Below are 25,433 nucleotides of genomic sequence, written 5' to 3'. Positions count from 1 at the left end.
CCTACTCGTGGCGGTGCATCGCGGAGGCGTGCTTGGTGTCGCGCATGGTGGAATAGATGATCAGCGACAGGCAGATGATGCCGGCAAGATAGTAGTAGAACCACGCCTCATGCCCGATGCTCTTGAAATACAGCGCGATCGCGGGAGCGGTGCCGCCAAAGATCGAAACCGTGATCGCATAAGGCAGGCCGACGCCGAGAGCGCGGACGTTGGTCGGAAACAGCTCGGCCTTCACGACGGCGTTGATCGAGGTGTAGCCGGCGACGAACAGCCATGCGGCGCAGATCAGGATGAAGGCCATGAAGGGCGACTTCGACTCCTTCAGCGTCATCAGCAGCGGCACGGTCGCGAGCGTGCCGGCGACACCGAAGAAGATCAAGAGCGGCTTGCGCCCGATCTTGTCGGAGATCGCGCCATAGATCGGCTGGAGGATGGTCGCGAAGATCAGCGTGCCGAAGATCACGAAAGTGGTCTGGTCCTCGGTGAGCCCGACCGAGAGCTTCACGAAGGTCTGCATGTAGGTGGTGAAGGTGTAGAACGCCGCGGTGCCGCCGGCGGTGAGGCCGACCACGAGCAAAAGCTCCCGCGGATATTTCAGCAAATTGGCGAGCGAGCCGGTCGGCTTCACGACCTTCCTGGCTTCCTCGAACGCCTCGGTCTCGTGCAGGCCGCGCCGCATCACCGCCGCGAAGATCGCGAGCGCCGCGCCGATCGCGAACGGGATGCGCCAGCCCCAGGCCTTCAGTTCTTCGGGCGTGAGGAAGACCTTTTGCAGGAGCAGCAGCACGATGATCGCGGTGAGCTGGCCGCCGATCAGGGTGACGTATTGGAAGCTCGAATAGAAGCCGCGGTGCTTGGGATCGGCGACCTCGCTGAGATAGGTCGCGCTGGCGCCATATTCGCCGCCGAGGCTCAGGCCTTCGATCACGCGGGCAAGCGCCAGGATCACCGGCGCGGCAAAGCCGATCGACGCATAGGTCGGCGTCAGCGCAATGATCAGCGAGCCGAAGCACATGAAGACGACCGACAGCGTCAGCGAGATGCGCCGGCCGAAATGGTCGGCGATATAGCCGAACAGCCAGCCGCCCAACGGGCGCATCAGGAAGGTCGCCGCGAACACCACGGCGACGTTCAATTGTTGCACGACGGGGTCGTTGCCCGGGAAGAAGGCCGGGGCGAAATAGAGTGCAAACGCCGTGTAGGCGTAGAAATCGTACCATTCGACGAGATTGCCGATCGATCCGATGAAGATCGCCTTGATACGGCGCTTGGCGTCGGCGATGTCAATGTGGTCGGAGGCCAGTTGGGTAGCTTGCTCAGTCACGTCCGGCCTCTCCGCATCGCTGTTTGGAGAGGCCTACATCGCCTTTCCGAGCAGAAATGGCAACTGGCGGGGGCCTCTCACCGTGCCCTGCGACCAGGTCACGGTGCCTGCCGGATCGAGGGCGAAGTCCGGAATCCGCTTCAGCCATTCCTCCAGCGCAACCTGCATCTCCATCCGCGCCAGGTTGGAACCGACGCAGCGATGGATGCCGAGGCCGAAGGCGGCGTGTCGGTTCTCGCGGCGGTCGATCACGACTTTGTCAGCGTCCGGAAACACGCTGGGATCGCGGTTGGCAGCCGGGAAGGACAGCAGCACCATGTTGCCCGCCTTGACCGGGCAGCCGGAGATCGTGGTCTCCTTGACCACCTCACGCGCCATCGTCACCGGCGAGTAGGCCCGCAGCAGCTCCTCCACGGCGGTCGGGATCAGGCCCGGCTCGGCGATGAGGCGCTCGCGGTCGGCCGGCGTCTTGGCGAGATGCCAGAGCGACGAGCCGATCGCGCTCCAGGTGGTATCGATGCCGGCGATCAGGAGCAGGCGCAGCGAGCCCAGCACGTGGGACTCTTCCAGCGGCTGGCCTTCCTTGTCCCTGGCATTCATCAGATAGGAGATGAGGTCGTTGGTCGGCCTCGATCTGCGTTCCTCGATGTGTGTCCTGAAATAGGCGCTCATCTCCTGCACGGCTTGGAGCAGCTTGGTCTCGTCCTTGATGCCGAGCTCGAGGATCATGTGGATCCAGTTGACGAAAAGGTCGCTGTCGCTCTCGGGAATGCCGAGCATGTGGGCGATCGCGCGCACCGGAATGTGCTTGGTGTAGCGCGCTGCCGCGTCTACCCGGCCTTCGGCGATGAAATCGTCGATCAGCTCGTTGCAGATGGCGCGTACGCGCGGCTCGAGCTTCTTCATTGCGTCCGGCGTGAACGGCGGCAGCAGCAATTGCTTGGCCGGCTTGTGCACGGGCGGATCGGAGGTGATCGGCGGTGCGGCGTTCCTGGCGACCTCGGGCCGGACGTCGCGGACGATGATGCGGCGTGAGGAGAAATGCTCGGTGTCGTTGGCGATCTCGCGCACCGCCTCGTAGGTCGTCGGCATGTAGCATCCGAGAAAACGCTCGGTGTGCACGATCGGGCTCGCGGCGCGCAAATCGTCCCAGATCGGGAAGGGATCCTCCGTCCATTGCGGATCGGTGTGGTCGAAATCATGGATCCAGTCGGTCACGGGCGGATGGGCGGCGGGCTGGCTGACGTCGGACATGGCAGGAAATCCCTTGGGGCTCGTTCGGGAAAGGCACGTGGGGCGCGGGCAGGGGCTGCGCTACTCTTCGATCACGTCGATTGCGATTTCCGGACAGTTTGATTTGGCAAGCCAGGCCTTGTCTTCGAGGCCGGGCGGGACCGTGCCGTCGCCGGCTTCATGGGCGTTGCCGTATTCGTCGAGCTCGAACAGCTCCGGCGCCAGCGCCTTGCAGCGTGCGTGTCCCTGGCATTTGTCGGGATCGACGCGAACCCTCAGTCGCTCTGTCATGGCGGCTTCCTCGGTCGTATGCACGCTGGCCCGGAAGGCGGCGCGTTCCTCTTGTCAATCTTTTGTCCACGGCATTTGCCGCTGGTCTTAAGTTATATGCTATTACATTCGTCGCAGGCTTCCCCTGTCAAGTGCAAACTTATAGGCTCGGCGCAACATGCGTTCACAACTTGCCCGCAAGCCAGGGAATCCCTACCACCATGGCGATCTGCGCGACGCCCTGATCAAGGCCGCGCTGCGCGAAGCGGAACAGGGTGGGGCCGAGGCGATCAGCATCAAGGCGCTGGCAAAGCAGCTCGGCGTCTCGCAGCCGGCGCCATACCGGCATTTTGCCGATCGCGAGGCGCTCCTCACGGCGATAACGGCAGAGGCGTTCCGGCAGTTCAGCGCGATCCTGCGCGAGGCGATGGCGAAGCCGTCCAGGCAATCGAAACTGTCGCGATTGGCGCAGGCGACGCTCGATTTCGGGCTGCGTCGCAACGGTATCTACCGCTTGATGTTCGCGTCCCGCACCGTGTCATGCGCCGCCAAGGGCAGCGAGCTGCACGAGGCGACGCGCGAGACCTTTGCGCTGGTGATCGAAGCTTTGGAAGCGCCGGCCGTCGGTTTCTTGCGCGAACGGCAGGCGCTGAAGATCTGGGCGGCACTGCACGGTGTGGTGATGCTGGCCGAGCAGGGCCTGTTCACCGGCGAGGCCGCGCATGCCACGCGCGAGGAGCTGGTCGAGGATTTCGTCAGCGAAACGAAGGCAGCGCTCGCGGTCGCGATCCGGGGCGCGCGTCAGAAGCCAAAGGTCCGCGCCTAGGCCTTCGCCGCAAGCAGCTTCATCAGCTTCTGCACTGCGCTGTCCGGCGTGGTCACGACGGGGCGGCCGGTGGTCTCAGCAACCAGCGGAGCCGTTGCCGCGATGCTGAACTGCGCCAGCGCGACGACGTCGCAACCGCGCAAGTCCTTTGACGCTTCTGCAATCAGCCGGTCGTGCGTGGCGCGGTCGCCGCGGTCGAGGGCGGCCAGTGCGCCTTCGGCAAGTTTCGGCACGACCTCGACGGAGGCGGGAAACTCGGGCGGCATCGAGGCCAGGGTCGGTGGGAAGGTGGAGAGCAGGCCGATCCTTTTGCCCATCGTCACCGCCTGCTCGATCATGGCTTCGTTCGGCTTGAGCACCGGGATCGGCGCATGCGCCTGCGCGACCGCCTCGATGCAGGGGCCGAAGGCCGAGCAGGTGAACAGGATTCCGTCCGCGCCCGTTGCTGCCGCATAATCGCCGAGCGCGAGGAAGCGATCGGTCATGGCATCGCTGAGCGCGCCGTCACGCGCCAGATCCGCCGACAGACTGTCGTCGAGCAGGTTCATCAGCCGCGCCTCTGGCCACGCCTGCGCGAATGCCGCCTCGATCGGCGCGATGGAATGCTTGAGGGCGTGGATCAGGGCGATGCGCATGGGGTTTCTCTTTGTCCTCTCCCCGCAAGCGGCCGCAAGCGGGGAGAGGTGAACTTCCTACTTGAACGGCACCGCGTACATCAAGCCGCCCTTGGTCCAGAGGCCGTTGAGGCCGCGGTCGAGCTTGAGCGGGCTGGCCTTGCCGACATTGCGCTCATAGATCTCGCCATAATTGCCGGTAGCCTTGATCGCCGTGACCAGCCATTTGTTGTCGAGCCCGAGCCGCGAGCCGAGATCGCCGGAGGCACCGAGCAGCCGCTGGATCGCGGGTGTCTGCGACTTCGCCATCTCGTCGACATTGGCCTGCGTCACGCCGAGCTCTTCGGCCTCGATCAGGCCGTAATGCAGCCAGGTGATGATGTTGCTCCAGACCTCGTCGCCGTTGCGGGTGAAGGGGCCGAGCGGCTCCTTGCTGATGGTCTGAGGCAGCACGACGTAGTCGGCCGGATTTGGCGCTGCGGTCGTCACCGCGCCCGCGAGGGCGGAGGCGTCCTGGGTCATGGCATCGCAGCGGCCGCCGAAGAAGGTCTGGTACATGGTGTCGACGCGGTCGAACACCAGCGGCTTCCAGTCGATGCCGTTGGCGCGGCCGTAATCGCCGAGCGTAACCTCGTGCGTGGTGCCCTGCGCGACGCAGACGGTGGCGCCCTTGAGGTCCTTGATCTCCTTTACGCCGAGGTCCTTCTTCACGACAAAACCCTGGCCGTCGTAGAAATTGATCGGCCCCTGCTGCAGGCCCAATGTCACGCCGCGCAGATAGGTCTGCGTCGAGTTGCGATAGAGCACGTCGATCTCGCCCGATTGCAGCGCGGTGAAGCGGTTCTGCGCGGTCAGCGAGACGTAGCGCACCTTGCTGGCATCGCCCAGCACGCCGGCCGCGAGCGCGCGGCAATAGTCGACGTCGAGTCCCTTGTAGTTGCCCTGCGAATCCGGCGCGGAGAACCCGGCAAAGCCGGCGCTGACGCCGCATATCAGCGTGCCGCGGCTCTTCACCGTGTCGAGCGTCGCTGCCTCCGAGACCACCGCAGATGCCGCGAGCAGGCCCGCCGCAAGAACCACTTTCCTCATCATGATACTCTCCCCTCAGTGATTGACACTACGCAACACGTTGTCGACGGCCGTGCCGAGCTTGTCGACGATCTGGTCGATCTCATCAGTCGAAACGATATAGGGCGGCGCCAGCAGCACGTGGTCGCCGCGGACGCCATCCACCGTGCCGCCGCCGGGATAGCAGCCGAGCCCGTTGGCGAAGGCCTCTGCCTTGATCTTCTGGTTCAGCTTGAGCGCCGGATCGAATGAGGTGCGGCTGGCGCGATCGGCGACGAGCTCGATCGCCCAGAACAGCCCGCGTCCCCTGATATCGCCGACATGGCGGTGATTGCCGAAGCGGTCGATCAGGCGCTGTTCGAGCTGCTTGCCGCGCTCCTTGACGCGCTCGAGAAGACCGTCCTCGCGGATGACATCCTGCACCGCGAGCGCGGCTGCGCAGGCGAGGGGATGCGCCAGGTAAGTGTGGCCATGCTGGAACGCGCCGGAGCCGGCGCGGATGGTGTCGATGATCCTTCCGCTTGCGAGCATCGCACCGATCGGCTGGTAGCCTCCGCCGAGACCCTTGGCGATCGCCTGGATGTCGGGCGCGATGCCTTCCTGCTCCCATGCGTGCGTGGTGCAGGTGCGGCCCATGCCGCACATGACCTCGTCGAGGATGAGCAGCGCACCGTGCCGGTCGCAGATCTCTCGTACCGCCTTGAAGTAGCCGTCCGGCGCGGTTACCGCACCGGCGGTGGCGCCGACGACGGGCTCGGCGAGAAACGCTGCAACGGTGTCAGGGCCGAGCCGCTGGAATTCGGCCTCGAGCTCGGCGGCGAGCCGCGCCACGAATTGCGCATCGGACTCGCCATCGTGCTTCTCGTGATAGGCAAAGGCTGGCGTCACATGGCTGAAAGCGCCGGAGAGCAGCGGCGCATAGGGCGCGCGACGCCAGGCGTTGCCGCCTGCCGCGAGCGCGCCGAGCGTGTTGCCGTGATAGCTCTGGCGCCGCGCGATGAAATGCTGCCGCTGCGGCTCGCCGCGCTCGATGAAAAATTGCCGAGCGAGCTTGATGCTGGCTTCGATCGCCTCGGAGCCGCCGCTGACGAAATAAGCGTAGGCGAGACCGCCGGGCTCATGGCCGACAAGCGTCTCGGCCAGGGCTTCGGCCGGCTCGGAGGAAAAGAAGGCGGTGTGCGCATAGGCCAAGGTCGAGGCCTGCTTCGCCATCGCCGCGATCACGCGCGAATGCTGGTGGCCGAGGCAGGAGACCGCAGCCCCGCCGGAGGCGTCGATCACGCGCCGTCCGTCCTCGGCAAAAAGATAGACGCCTTCGCCGCCGATCGCCTTGGGCGGCGTCTCACGCAACGAGCGGTGCAGCACGCGGCTGGTGCGAGAGGCCATGGATTAATCCTTCTCCGAGACGTAGGTGGAGGCCGCGGCGAGCCGCGCCTCGGTATTTTCCAGGCGCTTCTTCGCGGCCGTGCCGCCGAGCGAGAACGTCACCGCGGCGAGCGACTGCGCGATCGCGATGGCGCCGGTCAGACTCGGGAAGAAGCCGGGCGAGGCGGCGGCCTCGAACAGCAGCACGTGGTCGGCACCCTCTGCCATCGGTGCTGTCACGCTGTCGGCGATCGCGATCAGCTTCGCGCCGGCGCGATAGGCGGCCTGTGCGACGCGAACGCTCGCATGCGTATAGGGCATGAAGCCGATGACGATGACGATCTCGCCGGGACGGATCGCGCCGAGATCGAGATCGTCGGGGCCCGATGCACCGACGATCTGCACCTGTTCGGGACGGAACAGCCGCAGCTCGTAGTTCAGCAATTCCGCGACGCTACGGCAACTTCGGTAGCCCGCAATCCAGATCCGCTTTGCGTCGTGCAGCATGCGGGCCGCTTCCGCGATCGGAGGCACCGGGATGCGCGGAAGGCCCGCGGCCTCGGCCTCGAGCTTGTCGGTGACGAGCGTGACGTCGGCATTGGGGCCGTGGCGGCGGCCCTTGGCGCGGATGGAGAAGGGCGCTATCTGCGCCGGCCGCCGCGCCTCCGTCAGCGCCGCGCGCAATTCGTCCCAGCCGGAATAGCCGATCGCCTTCGCAAGCCGCGTGAAGGCCGCAGGGTCGGCGCCAGCAACCGCTGCGAGATCGCGCATCGAACGGGTGGTGGCGTCGTAATCATTGGCGGCGACGAAGCGTCCGACCTCCTGCAGCCGCATCGGGAGCGATGGCAATGCAATGCGCAGTTCGCTCAGCGGCGAGGATTTAGCGGGCTCGGCCATGAAACATTTGTTGCACGATTTGAAGAATGGTGCAACAGTTGACGTGCGCCGCCGGAAATCGTTGTCTTGAGAAGGATTTTTGTGCTGTGACTTCGGACGCTCCAAGACCGCCGCCGCGCCGCCGCTTCTTAGGCGCCTTCGGGCGCCGCGAGCTGCAAGGCCTGTTCTGGCAGGTCCTGGTGGTCGGGATCGTAGTCGGGGTCATCGTCTTCCTCTGGTCCAACACCGTCACCAACCTGTCGGCCCGCCGCATCACCACCGGTTTTGCCTTTCTGGGCCGCGAGGCCGGCATGCCGATCGCGGACAGCCTGCTCACCTACAATCCGAGAAACACGTATCTGTGGGCCTTCGTCGTCGGCATCGCCAACACGCTGCGCGTCGCGGTGATCGGCATCGTGCTTGCAACCATTCTGGGGACGCTGATCGGCATTTCGCGGCTGTCGGCCAACTGGCTGTTGTCGCGGCTGGCAGCCGTCTATGTCGAGACGCTCCGCGACATCCCGCTGCTGCTCCAGCTGCTGTTCTGGTACGTGCTGATGCAGACGCTGCCCGCCGCGCGCGCGGCGTTCCGGCCCGTTGAGGGCGTGTTCCTGTCCAATCGCGGCCTGATCCTGCCGGCGATCCCGATCGGGGCGCCGCAGCTCTGGGTGCTCGGCACGGCAGTGCTCGGGCTTGTGGCGTACTTTCTGATCCAGCGATGGCTGGTCGCTCAGCAGATGCGCGATGGCAAGCCGCGGCCGGCCTGGCCCTTTGCGGTCGGCCTCGTCCTCGCGCTGCCGACGGCAGTATCCGTGGCGCTCGGCGTGCCCTGGGCGATCGAATGGCCGGAGTTGCGCGGCTTCAACTTCGTCGGCGGGTTGACGCTCGCGCCGGAATATTTCGCGCTGCTGATCGCGCTCGTCACCTACACCTCGGCCTTCATCGCCGAGATCGTGCGCAGCGGCATCCAGTCGGTGCCGCGCGGCCAGTGGGATGCCGCCAATGCGCTCGGACTGCGTCGCAGCTTCATGCTGCGGCAGATCATTCTGCCGCAGGCGTTGCGCGTCATCGTGCCGCCGATGACGAGCCAGTATCTCAACCTGACCAAGAACTCTTCGCTGGCAGTGGCGATCGGCTACCAGGACGTGGTCTCGATCGCCAACACCACGCTGAACCAGACCGGGCAGGCGATCGAGGCGATCGCCCTGATCATGGCGGTGTTCTTGACCATCAGCCTCGGCATCAGCTTCTTCATGAACTGGTACAATTCGCGCATCGCGCTGGTGGAGCGCTGACCATGACGGCGATCACCGACATGCCGGAGTTGCCGCGCGCGGCCCGCCGCCCGCAAATCGGAAACCCGGTGCTGCGCTGGCTGCGCGCCAATCTGTTCTCGTCGATCCCGAACGGCATCCTCTCGGTCGTGCTGCTGGCGGTGCTTGCCAAGGGTATCTTCAGCTTCGTGCAATGGGGCATCGCCAATGCGGTCTGGTTGACGCCGGCAAACGATTCCAGCGCTTGCCGGGCGGTGCGCGGCGTCGGCGCCTGCTGGGCGATCATCCCCGAAAAATATCGCTTCATCCTGTTCGGCACCTATCCGTTCGACGAGCAGTGGCGGCCGGCGCTGTCGGTGCTGGTTTTCATCGCGCTGTTCTATCTCTCCACGCGCCGCGCCCTGTGGCGGCGCGAGCTGGCCTATCTCTGGATCGGGGCGCTGGCGCTGATCAGCATGCTCATGTGGGGCGGTGTGTTCGGTCTGTCCTTCGTTTCTCAGGACCGCTGGGGCGGCTTGCCGGTGACGCTGATCCTGGCGACCTTTGGTCTGGCCTTCGGCTTCCCGCTCGGGATTCTCGTCGCGCTCGGCCGGCGCTCAAGGCTGCCGGCGATCCGCTCGCTCAGCGTGCTCTATGTCGAATTGATCCGCGGCGTACCGCTGGTGAGCCTGCTCTTCATGGCGAGCGTGATGTTTCCGCTGTTCATGCCGAACGGATTCAACATCGACAAGCTCTTGCGCGCGCAGATCGCGATCATCCTGTTCGCAGGCGCCTATCTGGCCGAGGTCATTCGCGGCGGCCTCCAGGCGGTGCCGCGCGGGCAGTATGAGGCGGGCGATGCGCTCGGGCTATCCTACTGGCGCAAGCATCGCCTGATCGTGCTGCCGCAGGCGATCCGCCACGTCATTCCGCCGCTGGTCAACACCTTCATCGCCTTCTTCAAGGACACCAGCCTCGTGCTGATCATCGGCATCTTCGATCTGCTGACGACGGCGAAGACGGCGATCATCGATCCGGCGTGGCAGCAGTTCTCGGTCGAGGTCTACATCTTCGTCGCCGCGATCTATTTTGTCTTTTGCTTTGCGATGTCGCGGTACAGCCGCAGCCTGGAGGCGACCAGCGGGAGGTGATCCTCCGCCTCTCCCCGCAAGAGCGGGGCGAGGGAGCGCACCGAGTGCGTGGCGTGCCGATTGTCTTACTTCTTCACCTTCGGGTCGATCGGCGTCGTTTCGCGCAGGCCCAGAATATCCTCCAGCACCTTCGCGCCCGCGATCACCTGCGCATCCGCGCGGGGCGCCCCGACCACCTGCACGCCGACGGGCAGGCCCGAAGCCGTGAAGCCGCAGGGCAGCGACAGCGATGGGCAGCAGGCCAGCGTGATCGCATAGACGATGCCGAGCCATTCGACGTAATTGTCGAACTTCTTGCCGGCGCATTCGGCGACATAGCGGTGCTCGATCGGGAAGGGCGGCACGATCGTGGTCGGCACCAGCAACAGATCGTAGGTCTTGAAGAACTCGATCGCGCGTGCGGTCATGCCGACGCGCTGCGCCTCGGCGCGCTCGAGTTGCTCGACGGTGAGCTTGAGACCCTCCTCGATGTTCCAGATCACTTCGGGCTTGAGCAGGTCGCGCTTGGTGCGCAGCAACTGCGCCTTGCTGATGGCGAAGTCGAAGGCGCGCAGCACGTGGAAGCACTCATGCGCCTCGCGCCAGTCCGGATGCGCCTCCTCGACGATCGCGCCGGCTTCCGCGAAGCGTTCAGCCGCCTTGCGCGTGATCGCCTTGACCTCGGGATCGACCGGCGTGATGCCGAGATCGGGCGAATAGGCGATGCGCTTCGGCTTGTTGCCCGAGCGCGCCGCCGACAGGAACGAGGTCGCCGGCGCCGGCAGCGACAGCGGATCGGCCGCGTAGTCGCCGCTCATGGCATCCAGCAGCAGCGCGAGATCCTCGACGTTGCGCGCCATCGGGCCGAGGACGCCGAGATTGCGGTCGATCGCCGCTTTCGGCGTATGTGCAACCCGGCCGATGCTTGGCCGCATGCCGGCGATGCCGCAGAAAGCTGCCGGGCTGCGCAGGCTGCCGCCCATGTCCGAGCCCTGCGCGAGCCAGGCCATGCCGGTTGCGAGCGCCACGGCGGCGCCGCCCGAGGAGCCCGCGGCGGACTTGGATGTATCCCAGGGATTGAGGGTCGCGCCGAACACCTCGTTGAAGGTGTTGGCGCCGGCTCCGAACTCCGGCGTGTTGGACTTGGCGTAGACCACCGCGCCGTTACCTTCGAGGTTCTCCACCATGAGGTCGGACTGTTTGGGCACATTGTCCTTGAAGATCGGCGAGCCCTGCGTGGTCAGAACGCCCGCAACGTCGGTCAGGTCCTTGATGGGCACCGGCAGGCCTGCGAGCAGCCCGCGTGCGCCGGCCGGCTTCTGCATCAGCGCCTTGGCGCTGTTCCGCGCGCGATCGAAGCACAGCGTCGGCAGCGCATTGACCTTGCCGTCGACGTCGCTGATGCGTTTCTCCAGCACATCCAGCAGCTCGAGCGGCGAGACGTCGCCGGACCGCAGCTTGTCGACGACGGCGCATGCGGTTTCACGGATCAACTCTTGAGACAATTATTCTACTCCTACTCTTGCAAAAGGTCGGAAATACTAACCCCATCCCGCGCTGATCCCGCCGTCCACCGTGTAGATCACGCCCGACGTGTAGCCCGCGCGGTCCGACGCCAGGAACGCCATGAGATCGCCGATCTCGCGCGCATGCGCAGGCCTGCCGAGCGGCAGGCTCTTCTGGAATTCCTTGTAGCGGCTCTCGTCGCCGAACTGGTGCTTCGCACGCGTCTTGAGCAGCGTGACGTGACGGTCGGTCCCGACCGGGCCGGGGTTGATGCCGACCACGCGGATGTTGTCGGCGAGGCTCTTGCCGCCGAGCGCGCGGGTGAAGGCCATCAGTGCGGCATTGCCGGCGCTGCCGCAAATGTAGTTCGCGTCGAATTTCTCGCCGGCCGCGCCGATGTCGTTGACGATCACGCCGCCCCCCTTCGCCTTCATCTGCGCGTAGATCTGCCGCGTCAGGTTGATGTAGCCGAACACTTTCAATTCCCAGGCGTGCCGCCATGTCGCCTCGTCGATCTTGTCGATCGAGCCGCCCGGGATGTCGCCGGCGTTGTTGACGAGAACGTCGATGTCGGCGGCTTCCCTGGCGAGCCGCGCCAAATCCTCGGCCTTGCGCAGGTCCACGATGCTGGTCGCGGCATCGATCTTCTGCGCGGAGCGCAAGCGGTCCGCCAGCGCCTTGAGCTGCTCGCCGTTGCGGGCGGCGAGCAGCAGATGCGCGCCTTCCTCGGCAAATGCCTCGGCGGCGGCTGCGCCGATGCCCTTGGACGCGCCCGTGATCAGGACGCGCTTGCCACGCAGATGCAGATCCATGGGATGTACTCACTCGGTGGGAACGGAATGAAATCAGTAGGCGGTCGGCCGCGCCACGGTCAACATTGCAGTGCAGCGTTGCACTGTCGCCGCGTTTGGTCCATTGCAGTGCGGTCAAAAGGACGGCGGTTGCCGGACCAAAAAGGGACGTTCTCGATGAGCAAGAAACAATACCGGATCGCGGTCATACCCGGCGACGGCATCGGCAAGGAAGTGATGCCCGAGGGACTGCGTGTTTTGGAGGCTGCCGCCAAGAAACATGGCGTATCCCTGCATTTCGACCATTTCGACTTCTCGTCCTGGGACTATTACGAGAAGCACGGGCAGATGATGCCGGATGACTGGAAGGAGAAGATCGGCAAGCATGATGCGATCTACTTCGGTGCGGTCGGCTGGCCGGCCAAGATTCCGGATCACGTCTCGCTGTGGGGGTCGCTGATCAAGTTCCGCCGCGAGTTCGATCAGTATGTGAATTTGCGCCCGGTGCGTCTGATGCCCGGCGTGCCGTCGCCGCTGGCGGGCCGCAAACCCGGCGACATCGATTTCTGGGTCGTGCGCGAGAACACCGAAGGCGAGTATTCCTCGGTCGGCGGCCGCATGTTCCCGGACACCGACCGCGAGTTCGTGACGCAGCAGACGGTGATGACCCGCGTCGGCGTCGATCGCATCCTCAAGTTCGCGTTCGAGCTCGCCCAGTCGCGGCCGAAGAAGCACCTGACCTCGGCGACCAAGTCGAATGGCATCTCCATCACAATGCCCTATTGGGACGAACGCGTGGAGGCGATGGCGAAGAAGTTTCCGGGCGTGAAGTGGGACAAGTACCACATCGATATCCTCACCGCGAACTTCGTGCTGCATCCAGACTGGTTCGACGTCGTGGTCGGCTCGAACCTGTTCGGCGACATCCTCTCCGACCTCGGCCCCGCCTGCACCGGCACGATCGGCATCGCGCCTTCGGGCAACATCAATCCCGAAGGCGATTTCCCCTCGGTGTTCGAGCCGGTGCACGGCTCGGCGCCCGATATCGCGGGGCAGGGCATCGCCAACCCGATCGGCGCGATCTGGTCGGGCGCGATGATGCTCGAGCATCTCGGTGAGAAGGAAGCCGGCCGGTCGATCGTCGATGCGATCGAGCGCACGCTGGCCGAACGCACGCTGCGTACCAAGGATCTCGGCGGCAACGCCGACACCACCGCCTGCGGCAAGGCGGTCGCGGACATGGTGGATTAGTTCGCTGTTTTACCCTCTCCCCTTGTGGGAGAGGGTGGCTTCGATGCGAAGCATCGAAGACGGGTGAGGGGGGTCTCTCCGTGGAGACAGCGCTCTCATTTGGGAAATTATTCGTCGCGGAGCGAACCCCTCATGCGTCGCTTCGGGCCACCTTCTCCCACAAGGAGAGAAGGGGAAGCAGCACGTCGCATCAGGCCAATCAACCTGCGATCTTCTCGATCGCAGCCTGATCGAGCCCGAACTTCTTCCCGGCTTCAAGAATCTCCTGCCACGTGGTCGGGTCGACCGGGATGCCTTCAGCCAGCCGCTTCTTCTTGGTCTCGCGCTCGGGCTCGCCGGCGATCCTCACCTTGTCGACGCCGGGGGCGGGCGGCGAGCCGGTGTGCCAGGCGACGAAGCTCTCGACTTCGCGCGCCAGGTTCTCGCCGGTGCCGAGCTTGCCCGGATCGATGATGATCGAGAGCATGCCGTTGAGGACGTTGTGCTTGCCGTCGGACGGGCCCTTGACCGCCTGCCCGCCGGAGAGCGCGCCGCCGAGGATTTCGCATACCAGTGCGAGCCCCGAACCCTTGTGCTCGCCGAACGGCAGGATGGCGCCGTGCGGCGAGATCACGGTGTAGCGCGGATTGACGGTGGGCTTGCCTTCGTTGTCGATGATGGTGCCGGGCTCGAGTTCGACGCCCTTGTTATGGGCGACGCGGGTCTTGCCCTGCGCGATCCTGCTGGTGGCAAAGTCGAGCACGATGGGGTCCTTGCCCCTGCGCGGGATGCCGACGCAGAACGGGTTGGTGCCGTGGCGCGCATCGCTGCCGCCCCAGGGCGCCACGATCGGGCGCGAGATCACGTTGACGAAGTGGATCGAGACCAGCCCGTGGTCGATGCACTGCTCGGCCCAGTGGCCGATGCGGCCGATATGGTGCGAGTTCGAGAGGCCGACGAGACACACGCCGTTGCGCTTGGCGCGCTCGGCCGCCAGCTCCATCGCTTCATGACCGATCACCTGGCCGTAGCCGGTGAGGCCGTCGAGGGTGAGAAGCGGACCGGTGTCGAGCACGATCTTGACGTGCTGGTTCACGGCGAGGCCGCCCGTGGTGACGCTCTGGACATAGCGCGGGATCATGCCGACGCCGTGCGAGTCGTGCCCCTTGAGATTGGCCTCGACGAGGTTCGTCGATACGAGCTCGGCCTCGCGGTCCGAAGATCCGCCCGCCTTGACGATTGCGCGGATGGCGTTAGTGAGGGGCTCAGCCCTGATGGTGCGGTAATCGGCCATTGTTGTTGCTCTTATCCCTTCACGATCCGGCGGCAGTGGACCAACGCCGCTTCAATCAGGTTTTCGCTCGCCTCCGGTGTGCGGAAGGCCGAATGCGCGGACAGCGTCACGTTTGGAATCTTCGTCAGCGGGTGGTCCGCAGGCAGGGGCTCGATGTTGAAGACGTCGAGGCCGGCATGGCGGATGTGGCCGGACTTCAGCGCGTCGATCATCGCGGCCTCGTCCACGACTGCGGCGCGGGCGGTATTGACGAGGATGACGCCGGGCTTCATCGCAAAAATCTTCTCGCGGGTGATCATGCCGCGGGTCTCGTCGTTGAGCAGCAGATGCAGCGACACCACGTCGCTACTTGCCAGCACCGCGTCGAGATCGGTGAACTCGACGCCCGGAAAGCTCTTGGGCGAGCGGTTCCAGGCGATCACCTTCATGCCGCTGCCCGATGCGATGCGCGCGACCTCGGCGGCGATGCCGCCGAAGCCGATCAGGCCGAGCGTCTTGCCGGTGAGCTGCATGCCGTCCTCGCGCAGCCAGTTGCCGCCGCGCATCTCGCGATCCATCATCGCGATGACGCGGGCCGAGGCCCACATCAGTGCGATCGCGGACTCCGCCACCGCGGTGTCGCCATAGCCCTTGATCAGATGCACGGAGATGCCAAGCTCTGCCAACTCTTCCGGGTTCATGTAGCTGCGCGCGCCGGTGCCGAGAAACACGACGTGCTTGAGCCCAGTGCACTTCTTCGCGACCTCGGTGGGAAGCGCCGTGTGATCGACGATCGCGATCTCGGCGCCATCGAGGATGTCAGGATATTGCTCGGGCTTGATGTCGGGGTCCCTGTGGATCCGCACTTTGGGGTCCCCGGGCCGCTCCAGCCGCTCCATGATCACGGCGAGGGCTTCGTTGGCATCGACGAAAACTCCGCGCATGGTCTTTCTCCGGTCAGGATGCGACGCCGGCGATCGCCAGCACCGTGTGCATGAGAACGTTGGTGCCTGCGGCGCAGTCGGGCTGCGTGGCGTCTTCCAGCTCGTTGTGGCTGATGCCGTCCTTACAGGGCACGAACACCATCGCAGCGGGGATGATAGTGTTGAGATTGCAGGCATCGTGGCCCGCGCCGGAGGTGATGCGGCGAGAGGAATAGCCGAGCGTCTTTGCGGCATTCTCGACTGCCGCAATCAGCTTGGGGTCGAAATGCGTCGGCGGCTTGCGCCAGACGAGGTCGATCTTGACCTCGACCTTGCGGCGCGCGGCGATCTCGGCAATGGCGGCACGGAGGTCGCGGTCGAGCGCATCCATGATCGCGCCATCCGCACTGCGGCAATCCATGGTGAAGGCGATCTCGCCTGGAATGACGTTGCGGGAGGGATTGGCGATCACGGCCTCGCCGATGGTGCCGACCGCTTTCGGCCCGTGCTTCTTCGCAATAGCTTCCATTGCCAGCACGATCTCGGACAGTGTCGCCAGCGCATCGCGCCGCAGCGGCATCGGTGTCGAACCCGCATGGCTTTCGAAGCCGGAGATCTTGCCGTCGTACCAGAGCACGCCCTGGCCGGAATCGACCACGCCGATGGTCTTGCCCTCGGCTTCCAAAATCGGGCCCTGCTCGATGTGCAGCTCGACGAAGCAGCCGAGCTTCTGGAAGCCGACCGGCTTGTCGCCGCGATAGCCGATGCCGTCGAGCGCCTGACCGACGGTCGTGCCTTCGGCGTCCTTGCGCGAGAGGATGTCGTCGGTGGTGAAATCGCCGACATAAGCCGCGGAGGCCATCATCGCCGGTGCGAAGCGCGAGCCTTCCTCATTGGTCCAGTTGACGACGCAGATCGGCGCCTCGGTCTCGATGCCGGCGTCGTTCAGCGTGCGGATCACTTCCAGCGCGCCGAGCGTACCCAGAATGCCGTCATACTTGCCGCCGGTGGGCTGGGTATCGAGATGCGAGCCGATGCCGACGGGCAGCTTCGACATGTCGCGTCCCTTGCGCAGGCCGAACTGTGAGCCGAGCGCATCGGTGTGCACCTCGAGGCCGGCCTCCTCGCAGGCCTTGCGGAACCAGTCGCGCACCTGCTTGTCTTCCGCGCTCAGGGTCAGCCGCCGCACGCCGCCCTTGGCCGTTGCGCCGAATTGTGCGGTCTCGTGGATGGAGCCCCAGAGGCGGGCGGAATCGATTTGCAGATTGGTGGCGGCTCGGCTCATGCGGTCGGTCTCTCGATTGTCCGGCGCCTGTTTCAATGACGCGCCGGCGCGGCCTCGTCAACCGCGAGGCTGCTCTGCGCAATCTGCCGTGCAAGCTCGGCGACGCGCTCGATTGCCACGACGTCGGGTGAGGCGAGCCAGCTTGCCGTGAAGGTCAGCGGCGCGATGGTGAGATCGGTGTCGAGCAGCTGCAACCGCCCGTCGGCGAGCTCGTCCTCGACGATGGCGTCGGGGATCACGGCGATGCCGAGCCCTTCGACCGCCATGTGGATGACCGTTGCCAGCGAAGCAGAGGCGTGCAGACGGATCGGCGGCAGCTCCGGCCGGTCGAACACTTCGCGCACGACTTCGTAGGGCCGGGTCTTGCGCGGGAAGGTGATGATCGGAAACCGCGCCAGCTCGGCCCTGGTCACCGGGCCGCTGCCGAACCCGAGCGAGGGGCTTGCGAGAAAGCCGATCGGATAGTCGGCGAGCACGCGATTGTGCACGCCGGAAGTCGACAGCGGTCCCACCACGAAGGCCAGCTCGATCTCCTGCGCGAGCAGGCGTGCGGTGAGGTTCGGCGTGATGTCGACCTCGATCTCCAGCGACAGGTTCGGGTAGACCTCGTTCATGCTCTTGACGAGCCGCGGCAGCCAGGTGTGCACGATGGTCTCGGCGACACCGAGCCGCATCACGCCGCGCATCGCCGAGCGGTCGCCGATCTCGGCTATCATCGCGGCGCGCAGGCCGATCAGCTTCTCCGCATAGACCATCATCTGCCGGCCGCTCGGCGTCGGCGACGCCACGCGATGATCACGGTTGAGGAGTTTCACCCCCATCTCGCGTTCGAGCTGAGCGATGCGCTGGGAGATCGCGGGCTGGGTGGTATTGAGCCTTTGTGCGGCGCCGCGAAAGCTGCCGAGCTTCACAACCCAGAGGAACGTCTCGATTGACCGGAAGTCCAGCATTGGAAGGATTTTCCTGTTCGATAAACAAAATTTATCGATCTTGATTAGAAACGACGATTAGACTTTATAACACGCTTGGTGTTGGCTTGTCTTTGTCGAGTTTATAGGCAGGTCGATCTCATGACTGTTTTGGTGGCAGCGCAGCAAACTGAAACGCCCGACACGCTCCCGAGCCGTACGGCGCGGCTCGCCTACCGCGAGGGGCTGGTCGCCTCCACCGCCGGCGTTGCCTCCGGCTTCGTCCAGGGCAATCTGGCGATCCTTCCGGCGGAATATGCCAGCGCCTTTCACCGCTTCTGCCAGCTCAATCCCAAGCCGTGCCCGATCATCGGCATGTCCGATATCGGCAGTCCGCACATTCCGGCGCTGGGCGCCGATCTCGACATCCGCACCGACGTGCCGCGCTATCGCGTCTGGCGCGACGGCGAGGTCGTCGACGAGCCGACCGATGTGACCAAGCATTGGCGCGACGATCTCGTGACCTTCGTGCTCGGCTGCTCGTTCTCGTTCGAGGAGGCGCTGCTCGACGAGGGCATGCCGATCCGTCACATCGAGCAGAACGTGCGCGTGCCGATGTACCGCACCAACATCGCTTGCGGCGAGTCTGGTCCGTTCGCGGGTCCCATGGTGGTGTCGATGCGTCCGTTCAAGCCGGCGGATGCGATCCGCGCGGTGCAGATCACCTCGCGCTATCCCGCCGTGCACGGCGCGCCCGTGCACCTCGGTCATCCGCATCTGATCGGCATCAAGGACATCGCCAGGCCGGACTACGGCGACCCGGTGCCGGTTGCCGAGGACGAGATCCCGGTGTTCTGGGCCTGCGGCGTGACGCCGCAATCGGTCATCAATGCCGCCAAGCTGCCGTTCGCGATTACGCATTCGCCCGGTCTGATGCTGGTGACGGATCTCAAGAACAGGACCATGGCCGTGATTTAGTAGGCAGCGTTTGCTGCTTGTTCGGGCTTTACCGCATCCATCAATCGCTTCATTCGATCAGCCGAAATTCAGAAACAGGGGACTATGCCATGACGATTACTCGCCGCGACGTGTTGTTGGGAGCTACCGCCACTGCCGCGCTGGTGCCGCTGGCAGCGCGGGCACAGACTTCGGAAGTCGTTATCGGCGTGATCTACCCGTTCTCCGGCGGCAGCGCGCAGCAGGGCGTCGACGCACAGAAGGCCTATGAGACCGCGCTCGAGGTCATCAACAAGGACACCGATTTCGACCTGCCGCTGGCGAAGGGCGAGGGCTTGCCGGGTCTCGGCGGCGCCAAGATCCGCCTCGTGTTCGCCGATCACCAGGCCGACCCGCAGAAGGGCCGCGCCGAGGCCGAGCGCCTGATCACCCAAGAGAAGGTCTCCGCCATCATCGGTACCTATCAGAGCGCGGTGGCCGTCACCGTCAGCCAGATCTGCGAGCGCTACCAGATCCCGTTCGTCTCCGCCGACAACTCGTCGCCGAGCCTGCATCGCCGCGGCCTCAAATATTACTTCCGCGCGTCCCCGCACGACGAGATGTACTCGGCCGCGATGTTCGACTTCTTCGATGCCATGAAGAAGAAGGGCGCCAAGATCGAGACGCTGTCGCTGTTCCACGAGGACACCATCTTCGGCACCGATTCGGGCAACGCCCAGGCCAAGATCGCCGGTGAGCGCGCCTACAAGATCGTCACCGACATCAAGTACCGCGCCAACTCGCCGTCGCTCTCGGCCGAGGTGCAGCAGCTCAAGACCGCCAATGCCGACGTTCTGATGCCCTCGAGCTACACCACCGACGGCATCCTGCTGGTCAAGACCATGGCCGAGCTCGGCTACAAGCCGAATGCGATCGTGGCACAGGACGCCGGCTTTTCCGAGAAGGCGCTCTACGACGCCGTCGGCGACAAGCTCGAAGGCGTGATCTCGCGCGGCACCTTCTCGCTCGACCTCGCGCAGAAGCGCCCCATGGTCGGCAAGGTCAACGACATGTTCAAGGCGAAGTCGGGCAAGGATCTCAACGACCTCACCTCGCGCCAGTTCATGGGCCTGATCGTGCTGGCCGACGCCATCAACCGCGCCAAGTCGGCCGACGGCGAGAAGATCCGCGACGCGCTGGCCGCGACCGACATCCCGGGCGAGCAGACCATCATGCCCTGGAAGCGCATCAAGTTCGACGAGACCGGGCAGAACAACGATGCTGACCCGGTGCTGCTGCAATATGTCGGCGGCAAGTTCGTCACCATCTTCCCGCCGCAGGCAGCGATTGCCGAGGCGATCTGGCCGATGAAGTAAGCGTTTTCGGAGAGCGGGAGCACAGACGGCAGCTCCCGCCCTCATCCTGAGGAGCGGGCGCAGCCCGCGTCTCGAAGGACGAGGGCTGGGCCATCCTTCGAGACGCGCGCTTGTGCGCGCTCCTCAGGATGAGGATGAATTTCGGGGGACAGACTTTTGACAGCCCAAGCCATTATCCAGAGTCTCGCGAGCGGCCTGCTCATGGGCCTGCTCTACGGACTGATTGCCGTCGGCCTCGCGCTGATCTTCGGCCTGATGGACGTCACGAACTTCGCTCATGGCGAGTTCCTGATGATCGCGATGTACCTGTCCTTCTTCCTGTTCGCATTCTTCGCGATCGACCCCCTGCTGTCGGCGCCATTGGTCGCCGCGGCCATGTTCGTGTTCGGAGCGGTGGTCTATCTGCTCGTTGTACGCTTCGCCATGCGGGCCAAGGCCAATGCCGGCATGGTGCAGATCTTCACCACGTTCGGCCTTGCCATTCTCATGCGCGGCCTCGCGCAGTTCTTCTTCACGCCGGACTATCGCAGCATTCCGCAGTCCTGGGCCGGCGGCAAAACCGTCTCGGTCGCCGGCATCTTCCTGCCGGAGCCGCAGCTGATCGGCGCGGCGGTCTCGATCGCCGCCTTTGCCGCCCTCTATTTCTTCATCCATCGCACCGATTTCGGCCGCGCGCTGGAAGCCACCCGCGAGGATCCTGGCGCGGTCGCACTGGTCGGCATCGACAAGAACCGCGTGTTCGCGTTCGGTTGGGGCCTCGGCGCCGCGCTGGTCGGTCTCGCCGGCGCGATCATGGCGGTGTTCTTCTACATCTATCCGGACGTCGGCGCGTCCTTTGCGCTGATCGCCTATGTCACGGTGGCGCTCGGCGGTTTCGGCAGCGTGTTCGGCGCGTTTGCCGGCGGCATCATCGTCGGCCTCGTCGAAGCGACCACCGCTTTGGTGCTGCCTCCCTCTCTGAAATCGGTCGGCATCTACGCGGTTTATCTGCTGGTCGTCTTCATCCGGCCGCGCGGCCTGTTCGGGTCAATGTGATGGACAAGACTTTTGCCGCGCGGCGCCGCCGCGACCTCATCATCGCCGCGGCTCTGGCCGGGCTCGCAGCGCTCGCGCCGCTGTTCATCAAGGATGTCTACGTCCAGAACATCCTGATCCTGACCCTGATGTACGCGGCGCTGTCGCAGAGCTGGAACATCCTCTCCGGCTATTGCGGGCAGATATCGCTGGGACACGCGCTCTATTTCGGCATCGGCGCCTACACCACCGAGCTTCTGTTCACCAAGTTCGGCGTGCTGCCCTGGTTCGGCATGCTCGCCGGCGGCGTGATCGCGGCCGTGATTGCGATGGGGCTCGGCTATCCGTTCTTCCGCCTGCGCGGCCACTACTTCGTGATCGCCACCATCGTGATCGCGGAGATCGGGCTGCTCCTGTTCCAGAACTGGGAATGGGCAGGAGCCGCGATGGGAATCACCGTTCCGGTGCGTGGCGACAGCTGGCTGAAATTCCAGTTCATGCGCAGCAAGCTGCCATACTTCTATTTTGCGCTGGCGCTGTGCAGCCTCGCCTGGTTCGTCACCTGGTGGCTCGAAGACTCCAAATGGGGCTTTTGGTGGCGCGCGGTGAAGGACAATCCGGACGCCGCCGAAAGCCTCGGCGTCGTCGTGTTCAACTCCAAGATGGGTGCGGCTGCCGTCTCCGCTTTCCTGGTCGCCATCGGCGGCGCCTTCTATGCGCAGTTTCTCGCTTATATCGATCCCGAGAGCGTCATGGGCTTCCAGTTCTCGCTGCTGATGGCGCTGCCGGCCGTGCTCGGCGGCATCGGCACCTTGTGGGGGCCGGTGCTCGGCGCTGCCATCCTGATCCCGATGACGGAGCTGACGCGCTCTTACATCGGCGGCTCCGGTCGCGGCGTCGACCTCATCGTCTATGGCGCACTGATCGTGGCGATCTCGCTGGCCCTGCCGCAGGGACTGGTGAGCCTGTTTTCCCGTTCAAAGGCGAAGGGAGCCACGCGATGACCGCGCTGCTCGAGACCCGCGGCGTCTGGCAGCGCTTTGGCGGCCTCGTCGCCAACAGCGACGTCTCTATCTCGGTCGGCCGCGGCGAGATCGTCGGCCTGATCGGCCCCAACGGCGCCGGCAAGTCGACGCTGTTCAATCTCATCGCCGGCGTGCTGCCGCCGACGCAAGGCTCGATCTGGTTCGACGGCAAGGATGTCACCAGCCTGCCGGCGGCCGAGCGCTGTCAGCGCGGCGTCGGGCGCACCTTCCAGGTCGTCAAGAGCTTTGAGACCATGACGGTCATCGACAACGTCATCGTCGGCGCGCTGGTGCGCAACACGGTGATGCGCGAGGCCCGCCGCAAGGCGCATGAGGTGCTGGAGTTCACCGGCCTTGCCGCGCGCGCCGACGTGCTCGCGAGCGATCTCGTGCCGGCCGAGAAGCGCCGCCTCGAAGTCGCCCGCGCGCTGGCGACCGAACCGAAGCTGCTGCTGCTCGACGAGGTCCTCACCGGCCTCACGCCGACCGAGGCGCAGACTGGTGTCGCTCTGGTGCGCAAGGTGCGCGATGCCGGAATTACCGTGCTGATGGTCGAGCATGTCATGGAGATCGTGATGCCGCTGGTCGACCGCGCCATCGTGCTCGACCTCGGCAAGGTGCTGGTCGAGGGCAAACCCGCCGACGTCGTTCGCGATCCCAAGGTGATCAGCGCATATCTGGGGGATCGTCATGCTGTCAGTGCATGAAGTCACGACCGCCTATCAGGGCCTGGTCGCGATCTCCGCGGTCTCGATCGAGGTCCAGAAGGGCGAGATCGTCTGCGTCGCGGGCGCCAACGGCGCGGGCAAGTCGACCCTGCTGAAATCCATCGCCGGCGCCGAGCGCCCGCGTTCGGGTACGGTGACGTTCGACGGCAAGCGCCTCGACGGCATGGCGCAGCATCACATCACGGCCACCGGCATCGCCTATGTGCCGGAGAACCGCCGCCTGTTTCCGCGCCTGTCTGTGCGCGACAATCTTCGCCTCGGCAGCTATCTCTATCGCGGCGAGGCCGACCGCGAAGCGCCGCTCGATCTCGTCTTCACGCTGTTCCCGCGTCTGTCCGAGCGCCTCGAGCAGCGCGCCGAGACTCTCTCCGGCGGCGAGCAGCAGATGCTCGCGATCGGCCGCGCGTTGATGACGCGCCCGCGGCTTCTGATGCTGGACGAACCCTCGCAGGGCATCATGCCGAAGCTGGTCGACGAGATATTTCAGGCGGTGCTGCGCATCCGCGATGCCGGCATGACCGTGCTGATCGTCGAGCAGCGCATGGCGGAGTGCCTCGAGATTGCCGACCGCGCCTACATCCTGCAAACCGGCCGCGTGCTGATGCAGGGGCCGGCGGCTGAGATCAGGGGTAATCCGGACGTGCGCAAGGCGTATCTGGGGCTGTAAGGCACATTGGCCGCTCCGTCATTGCGAGCGAGCGAAGCAATCCAGAGTCTTTCCGCGGAGGGATTCTGGATTGCTTTGCTGCGCTCGCAATGACGAGGTTGGAGCCAGGATCAATGCTCGTGCCCATGCTCCGGCAACGCCACCCCGAACACCTTCATCAAATCCGTCACCTGTTCCGGCGACAGATAGCGCGGGTTCATCCCGCGTAGCAGCAGATACAGCTTCGCCGTCTCCTCCAGCTCCTCGGTCGCGAACACCGCCGCTTCCAGCGTGTCGCCCGCAACGACCGGCCCGTGATTGGCGAGCAGCACGGATGAATATTTCCCCGCCAGCCCCTTGATCGCATCCGCAACCGCCGCATCGCCGGGGCGGTAATAGGGCACGAGCGCAGTGGCGCCGCATTTCATCAAATAATAGGCCGTCATCGGCGGCAGCGCGGCCCGCGGGTCGATCTCGGGCAGCATCGAGAGCGCGACCGAATGGGTGGAGTGCAGGTGCACGATCGCCCGTGCGCTCTCGCGCGTGTCGTAGAGTGCGGTGTGCAGCGGAACTTCCTTGGTCGGCGCGTCGCCCGAAACCAGCAGGCCTTGATCGTCCAGCCGCGACAGCCGCGCCGGATCGAGGAAGCCGAGCGAGGCGTTGGTGGGCGTCACCAGCCATCCGCCATCGTGCATCTTGACGCTGATATTGCCGGAGGAGCCCGGCGTCAGCCCGCGCTCGAACAGGGACCGTCCGAAGCGGCAGATCTCCTCGCGCAGCCTTGTCTCGTTGCTCATGGCCGTCATGCCCGCTTGTCTCACGCTTTGGCAGCGCGGCCAAGCCGTGTTATTCGAGATGACGAGCTGCCGCAAAGGGCGGCCGCCCGGGAAACGTTCGCAAGGATCAGTTGCATGTCCGCCTCCACGTCACAAAATCAGCGTATCGCCGTCATCGGGCTCGGCTCGATGGGCTATGGCATGGCGACCTCGTTGAAGCGCGCCGGCCATGCTGTCACTGGCTGCGACGTTTCGGCTGATGCGGTGGCACGGTTCGTGACGGATGGCGGCGCCGGCGCCAACACGCCGGCCGAAGCGGCCAAGGGCGCCGATATCGTCGTCAGTGTCGTCGTCAACGCCGCGCAGACCGAAACGATCCTGTTCGGCAAGGACGGCGTCGCCGAGACCATGCCGAAGGACAGCGTCTTCGTATCTTCCGCCACGATGGACCCGGATGTGGCGCGTCGCCTTGCAAAACAGCTGGAGGCGAGCGGCAGGCTCTATCTGGATGCGCCGATCTCCGGCGGGGCGCAACGCGCTGCGCAAGGCGAGCTGACGATCCTCGCCTCCGGCAGTGCGGCCGCGTTCGCGAAAGCGCGGCCCGCGCTCGATGCCATGGCCGCAAAGCTCTACGAGCTTGGCGATGCCGCAGGCCAGGGCGCTGCGTTCAAGATGATCAACCAGCTGCTCGCCGGTGTGCACATCGCCGCCGCCTCCGAGGCGATCGCGTTCGCCGCAAAACAGGGCCTCGACATCCGCAAGGTCTACGAGGTGATCACGGCATCGGCCGGCAATTCCTGGATGTTCGAGAACCGCATGCCGCACGTGCTGGACGGCGACTATTCGCCGCGCAGCGCGGTCGAGATCTTCGTCAAGGACCTCGGCATCATCCAGGACATGGCGCGCAGCGCCAGATTCCCGGTGCCGGTCTCGGCCGCCGCGCTCCAGATGTTCCTGATGACATCGGCCGCCGGCATGGGCCGCGACGATGATGCGTCGGTGGCGCGGATGTATGCGCAGGTCACCGGCGTCAAGCTTCCCGGCGACAAGTAGAAGA

Annotated in this window: 25 protein-coding genes; 11 read left to right on the top strand and 14 right to left on the bottom strand. The window is 65.1% G+C overall.

What is annotated here, in order from left to right; translation table 11 throughout:
• Position 1: 1 nt before the first annotated feature.
• Genes NR187_RS10605 through NR187_RS10595 form a run of 3 tightly spaced genes read right to left on the bottom strand, consistent with a single transcriptional unit; the run spans position 2 to position 2,848 of the window.
• Entirely contained in the window at positions 2-1,324 is a 1,323-nt protein-coding gene (locus NR187_RS10605; protein WP_211382756.1) for an MFS transporter, read from the bottom strand.
• A gap of 33 nt (positions 1,325-1,357) precedes the next feature.
• A complete protein-coding gene (locus tag NR187_RS10600; RefSeq protein ID WP_256806414.1) occupies positions 1,358-2,578 on the bottom strand; it encodes a cytochrome P450 in 1,221 nt (406 codons plus the stop codon).
• Between the two features lie 60 nt (positions 2,579-2,638).
• Positions 2,639-2,848, bottom strand: a complete 210-nt coding sequence (locus tag NR187_RS10595; protein ID WP_045008980.1) for a ferredoxin — start codon at positions 2,846-2,848, stop codon at positions 2,639-2,641.
• A gap of 157 nt (positions 2,849-3,005) precedes the next feature.
• Here NR187_RS10595 and NR187_RS10590 point away from each other — a divergent pair, with 157 nt between their 5' ends.
• Positions 3,006-3,653 carry a TetR/AcrR family transcriptional regulator gene (locus NR187_RS10590; RefSeq protein WP_211382758.1) on the top strand — a complete coding sequence of 216 codons (648 nt, stop codon included), beginning with the start codon at positions 3,006-3,008 and terminating at the stop codon, positions 3,651-3,653.
• On the opposite strand, the gene NR187_RS10585 is transcribed toward NR187_RS10590, so the two are convergent.
• From NR187_RS10585 to NR187_RS10570, 4 genes are read right to left on the bottom strand one after another with little or no spacing between them, the layout of a single operon-like run.
• Positions 3,650-4,288 (bottom strand): aspartate/glutamate racemase family protein, encoded by a 639-nt coding sequence (locus NR187_RS10585; protein WP_256806412.1) that lies wholly within the window; start codon positions 4,286-4,288, stop codon positions 3,650-3,652. The genes NR187_RS10590 and NR187_RS10585 overlap by 4 nt on opposite strands.
• Before the next feature lie 57 nt (positions 4,289-4,345).
• Entirely contained in the window at positions 4,346-5,359 is a 1,014-nt protein-coding gene (locus tag NR187_RS10580) for an amino acid ABC transporter substrate-binding protein (protein ID WP_211382760.1), read from the bottom strand.
• Positions 5,360-5,371: 12 nt separating this feature from the next.
• A complete protein-coding gene (locus tag NR187_RS10575; RefSeq protein WP_211382761.1) occupies positions 5,372-6,721 on the bottom strand; it encodes an aspartate aminotransferase family protein in 1,350 nt (449 codons plus the stop codon).
• Between the two features lie 3 nt (positions 6,722-6,724).
• Positions 6,725-7,597, bottom strand: coding sequence for a MurR/RpiR family transcriptional regulator (locus NR187_RS10570; RefSeq protein WP_256806411.1), 873 nt, complete (start codon positions 7,595-7,597; stop codon positions 6,725-6,727).
• Between the two features lie 86 nt (positions 7,598-7,683).
• Here NR187_RS10570 and NR187_RS10565 point away from each other — a divergent pair, with 86 nt between their 5' ends.
• Together NR187_RS10565 and NR187_RS10560 are read left to right on the top strand one after the other, a co-directional pair.
• Positions 7,684-8,871, top strand: a complete 1,188-nt coding sequence (locus NR187_RS10565) for an amino acid ABC transporter permease (RefSeq protein ID WP_256806410.1) — start codon at positions 7,684-7,686, stop codon at positions 8,869-8,871.
• Between the two features lie 2 nt (positions 8,872-8,873).
• On the top strand, positions 8,874-9,980 hold the full coding sequence (locus tag NR187_RS10560; RefSeq protein WP_256806409.1) for an amino acid ABC transporter permease: 1,107 nt from the start codon (positions 8,874-8,876) through the stop codon (positions 9,978-9,980).
• A gap of 65 nt (positions 9,981-10,045) precedes the next feature.
• Here the strand turns inward: NR187_RS10560 and NR187_RS10555 are convergent, their stop codons facing one another.
• Both NR187_RS10555 and NR187_RS10550 read right to left on the bottom strand, forming a co-directional pair.
• Positions 10,046-11,464, bottom strand: a complete 1,419-nt coding sequence (locus NR187_RS10555) for an amidase (protein ID WP_211382764.1) — start codon at positions 11,462-11,464, stop codon at positions 10,046-10,048.
• Positions 11,465-11,500: 36 nt separating this feature from the next.
• Positions 11,501-12,277: an SDR family oxidoreductase gene (locus NR187_RS10550; protein ID WP_211382765.1), complete on the bottom strand. Its 777-nt coding sequence runs from the start codon at positions 12,275-12,277 to the stop codon at positions 11,501-11,503.
• 156 nt (positions 12,278-12,433) lie between these two features.
• Here NR187_RS10550 and NR187_RS10545 point away from each other — a divergent pair, with 156 nt between their 5' ends.
• Complete coding sequence (locus NR187_RS10545; RefSeq protein ID WP_211382766.1) at positions 12,434-13,507, top strand: tartrate dehydrogenase; 1,074 nt, start codon at positions 12,434-12,436, stop codon at positions 13,505-13,507.
• A gap of 199 nt (positions 13,508-13,706) precedes the next feature.
• On the opposite strand, the gene NR187_RS10540 is transcribed toward NR187_RS10545, so the two are convergent.
• Genes NR187_RS10540 through NR187_RS10525 form a run of 4 tightly spaced genes read right to left on the bottom strand, consistent with a single transcriptional unit; the run spans position 13,707 to position 17,917 of the window.
• Positions 13,707-14,780, bottom strand: coding sequence for a malate/lactate/ureidoglycolate dehydrogenase (locus NR187_RS10540; RefSeq protein ID WP_211382767.1), 1,074 nt, complete (start codon positions 14,778-14,780; stop codon positions 13,707-13,709).
• Positions 14,781-14,791: 11 nt separating this feature from the next.
• Complete coding sequence (locus tag NR187_RS10535) at positions 14,792-15,703, bottom strand: NAD(P)-dependent oxidoreductase (RefSeq protein ID WP_211382768.1); 912 nt, start codon at positions 15,701-15,703, stop codon at positions 14,792-14,794.
• A gap of 13 nt (positions 15,704-15,716) precedes the next feature.
• The gene (locus NR187_RS10530; protein WP_211382769.1) at positions 15,717-16,967 is read right to left on the bottom strand and encodes a Zn-dependent hydrolase; all 1,251 of its coding nucleotides are present in this window, start codon (positions 16,965-16,967) and stop codon (positions 15,717-15,719) included.
• Between the two features lie 32 nt (positions 16,968-16,999).
• Positions 17,000-17,917, bottom strand: a complete 918-nt coding sequence (locus NR187_RS10525) for a LysR family transcriptional regulator (protein WP_211382770.1) — start codon at positions 17,915-17,917, stop codon at positions 17,000-17,002.
• Between the two features lie 120 nt (positions 17,918-18,037).
• Between NR187_RS10525 and NR187_RS10520 the strand changes: the two genes are divergently transcribed.
• The 6 genes from NR187_RS10520 (at position 18,038) to NR187_RS10495 (ending at position 23,621) form a co-directional block, all read left to right on the top strand.
• Positions 18,038-18,853: a putative hydro-lyase gene (locus tag NR187_RS10520; protein ID WP_256806408.1), complete on the top strand. Its 816-nt coding sequence runs from the start codon at positions 18,038-18,040 to the stop codon at positions 18,851-18,853.
• A gap of 89 nt (positions 18,854-18,942) precedes the next feature.
• Positions 18,943-20,187, top strand: coding sequence for an ABC transporter substrate-binding protein (locus NR187_RS10515; RefSeq protein WP_211382772.1), 1,245 nt, complete (start codon positions 18,943-18,945; stop codon positions 20,185-20,187).
• 156 nt (positions 20,188-20,343) lie between these two features.
• Complete coding sequence (locus NR187_RS10510) at positions 20,344-21,222, top strand: branched-chain amino acid ABC transporter permease (RefSeq protein ID WP_211382773.1); 879 nt, start codon at positions 20,344-20,346, stop codon at positions 21,220-21,222.
• Entirely contained in the window at positions 21,222-22,205 is a 984-nt protein-coding gene (locus NR187_RS10505; RefSeq protein ID WP_211382774.1) for a branched-chain amino acid ABC transporter permease, read from the top strand. Before NR187_RS10510 ends, NR187_RS10505 begins: the two co-directional genes overlap by 1 nt.
• A complete protein-coding gene (locus NR187_RS10500; RefSeq protein WP_211382775.1) occupies positions 22,202-22,933 on the top strand; it encodes an ABC transporter ATP-binding protein in 732 nt (243 codons plus the stop codon). The genes NR187_RS10505 and NR187_RS10500 overlap by 4 nt, the downstream gene beginning before the upstream one ends.
• A complete protein-coding gene (locus tag NR187_RS10495; RefSeq protein ID WP_211382776.1) occupies positions 22,917-23,621 on the top strand; it encodes an ABC transporter ATP-binding protein in 705 nt (234 codons plus the stop codon). The genes NR187_RS10500 and NR187_RS10495 overlap by 17 nt, the downstream gene beginning before the upstream one ends.
• 110 nt (positions 23,622-23,731) lie before the next feature.
• On the opposite strand, the gene NR187_RS10490 is transcribed toward NR187_RS10495, so the two are convergent.
• A complete protein-coding gene (locus NR187_RS10490; protein ID WP_256806407.1) occupies positions 23,732-24,406 on the bottom strand; it encodes an aldolase in 675 nt (224 codons plus the stop codon).
• Between the two features lie 105 nt (positions 24,407-24,511).
• Between NR187_RS10490 and ltnD the strand changes: the two genes are divergently transcribed.
• On the top strand, positions 24,512-25,429 hold the full coding sequence (gene ltnD, locus NR187_RS10485; protein ID WP_256806406.1) for an L-threonate dehydrogenase: 918 nt from the start codon (positions 24,512-24,514) through the stop codon (positions 25,427-25,429).
• The last annotated feature ends 4 nt before the right edge of the window (positions 25,430-25,433 follow it).

This window comes from Bradyrhizobium sp. Bra64 (assembly GCF_024519875.1).
Lineage (GTDB): Bacteria > Pseudomonadota > Alphaproteobacteria > Rhizobiales > Xanthobacteraceae > Bradyrhizobium > Bradyrhizobium japonicum_G.
This window is presented reverse-complemented; position numbering and strand designations above follow the sequence as displayed.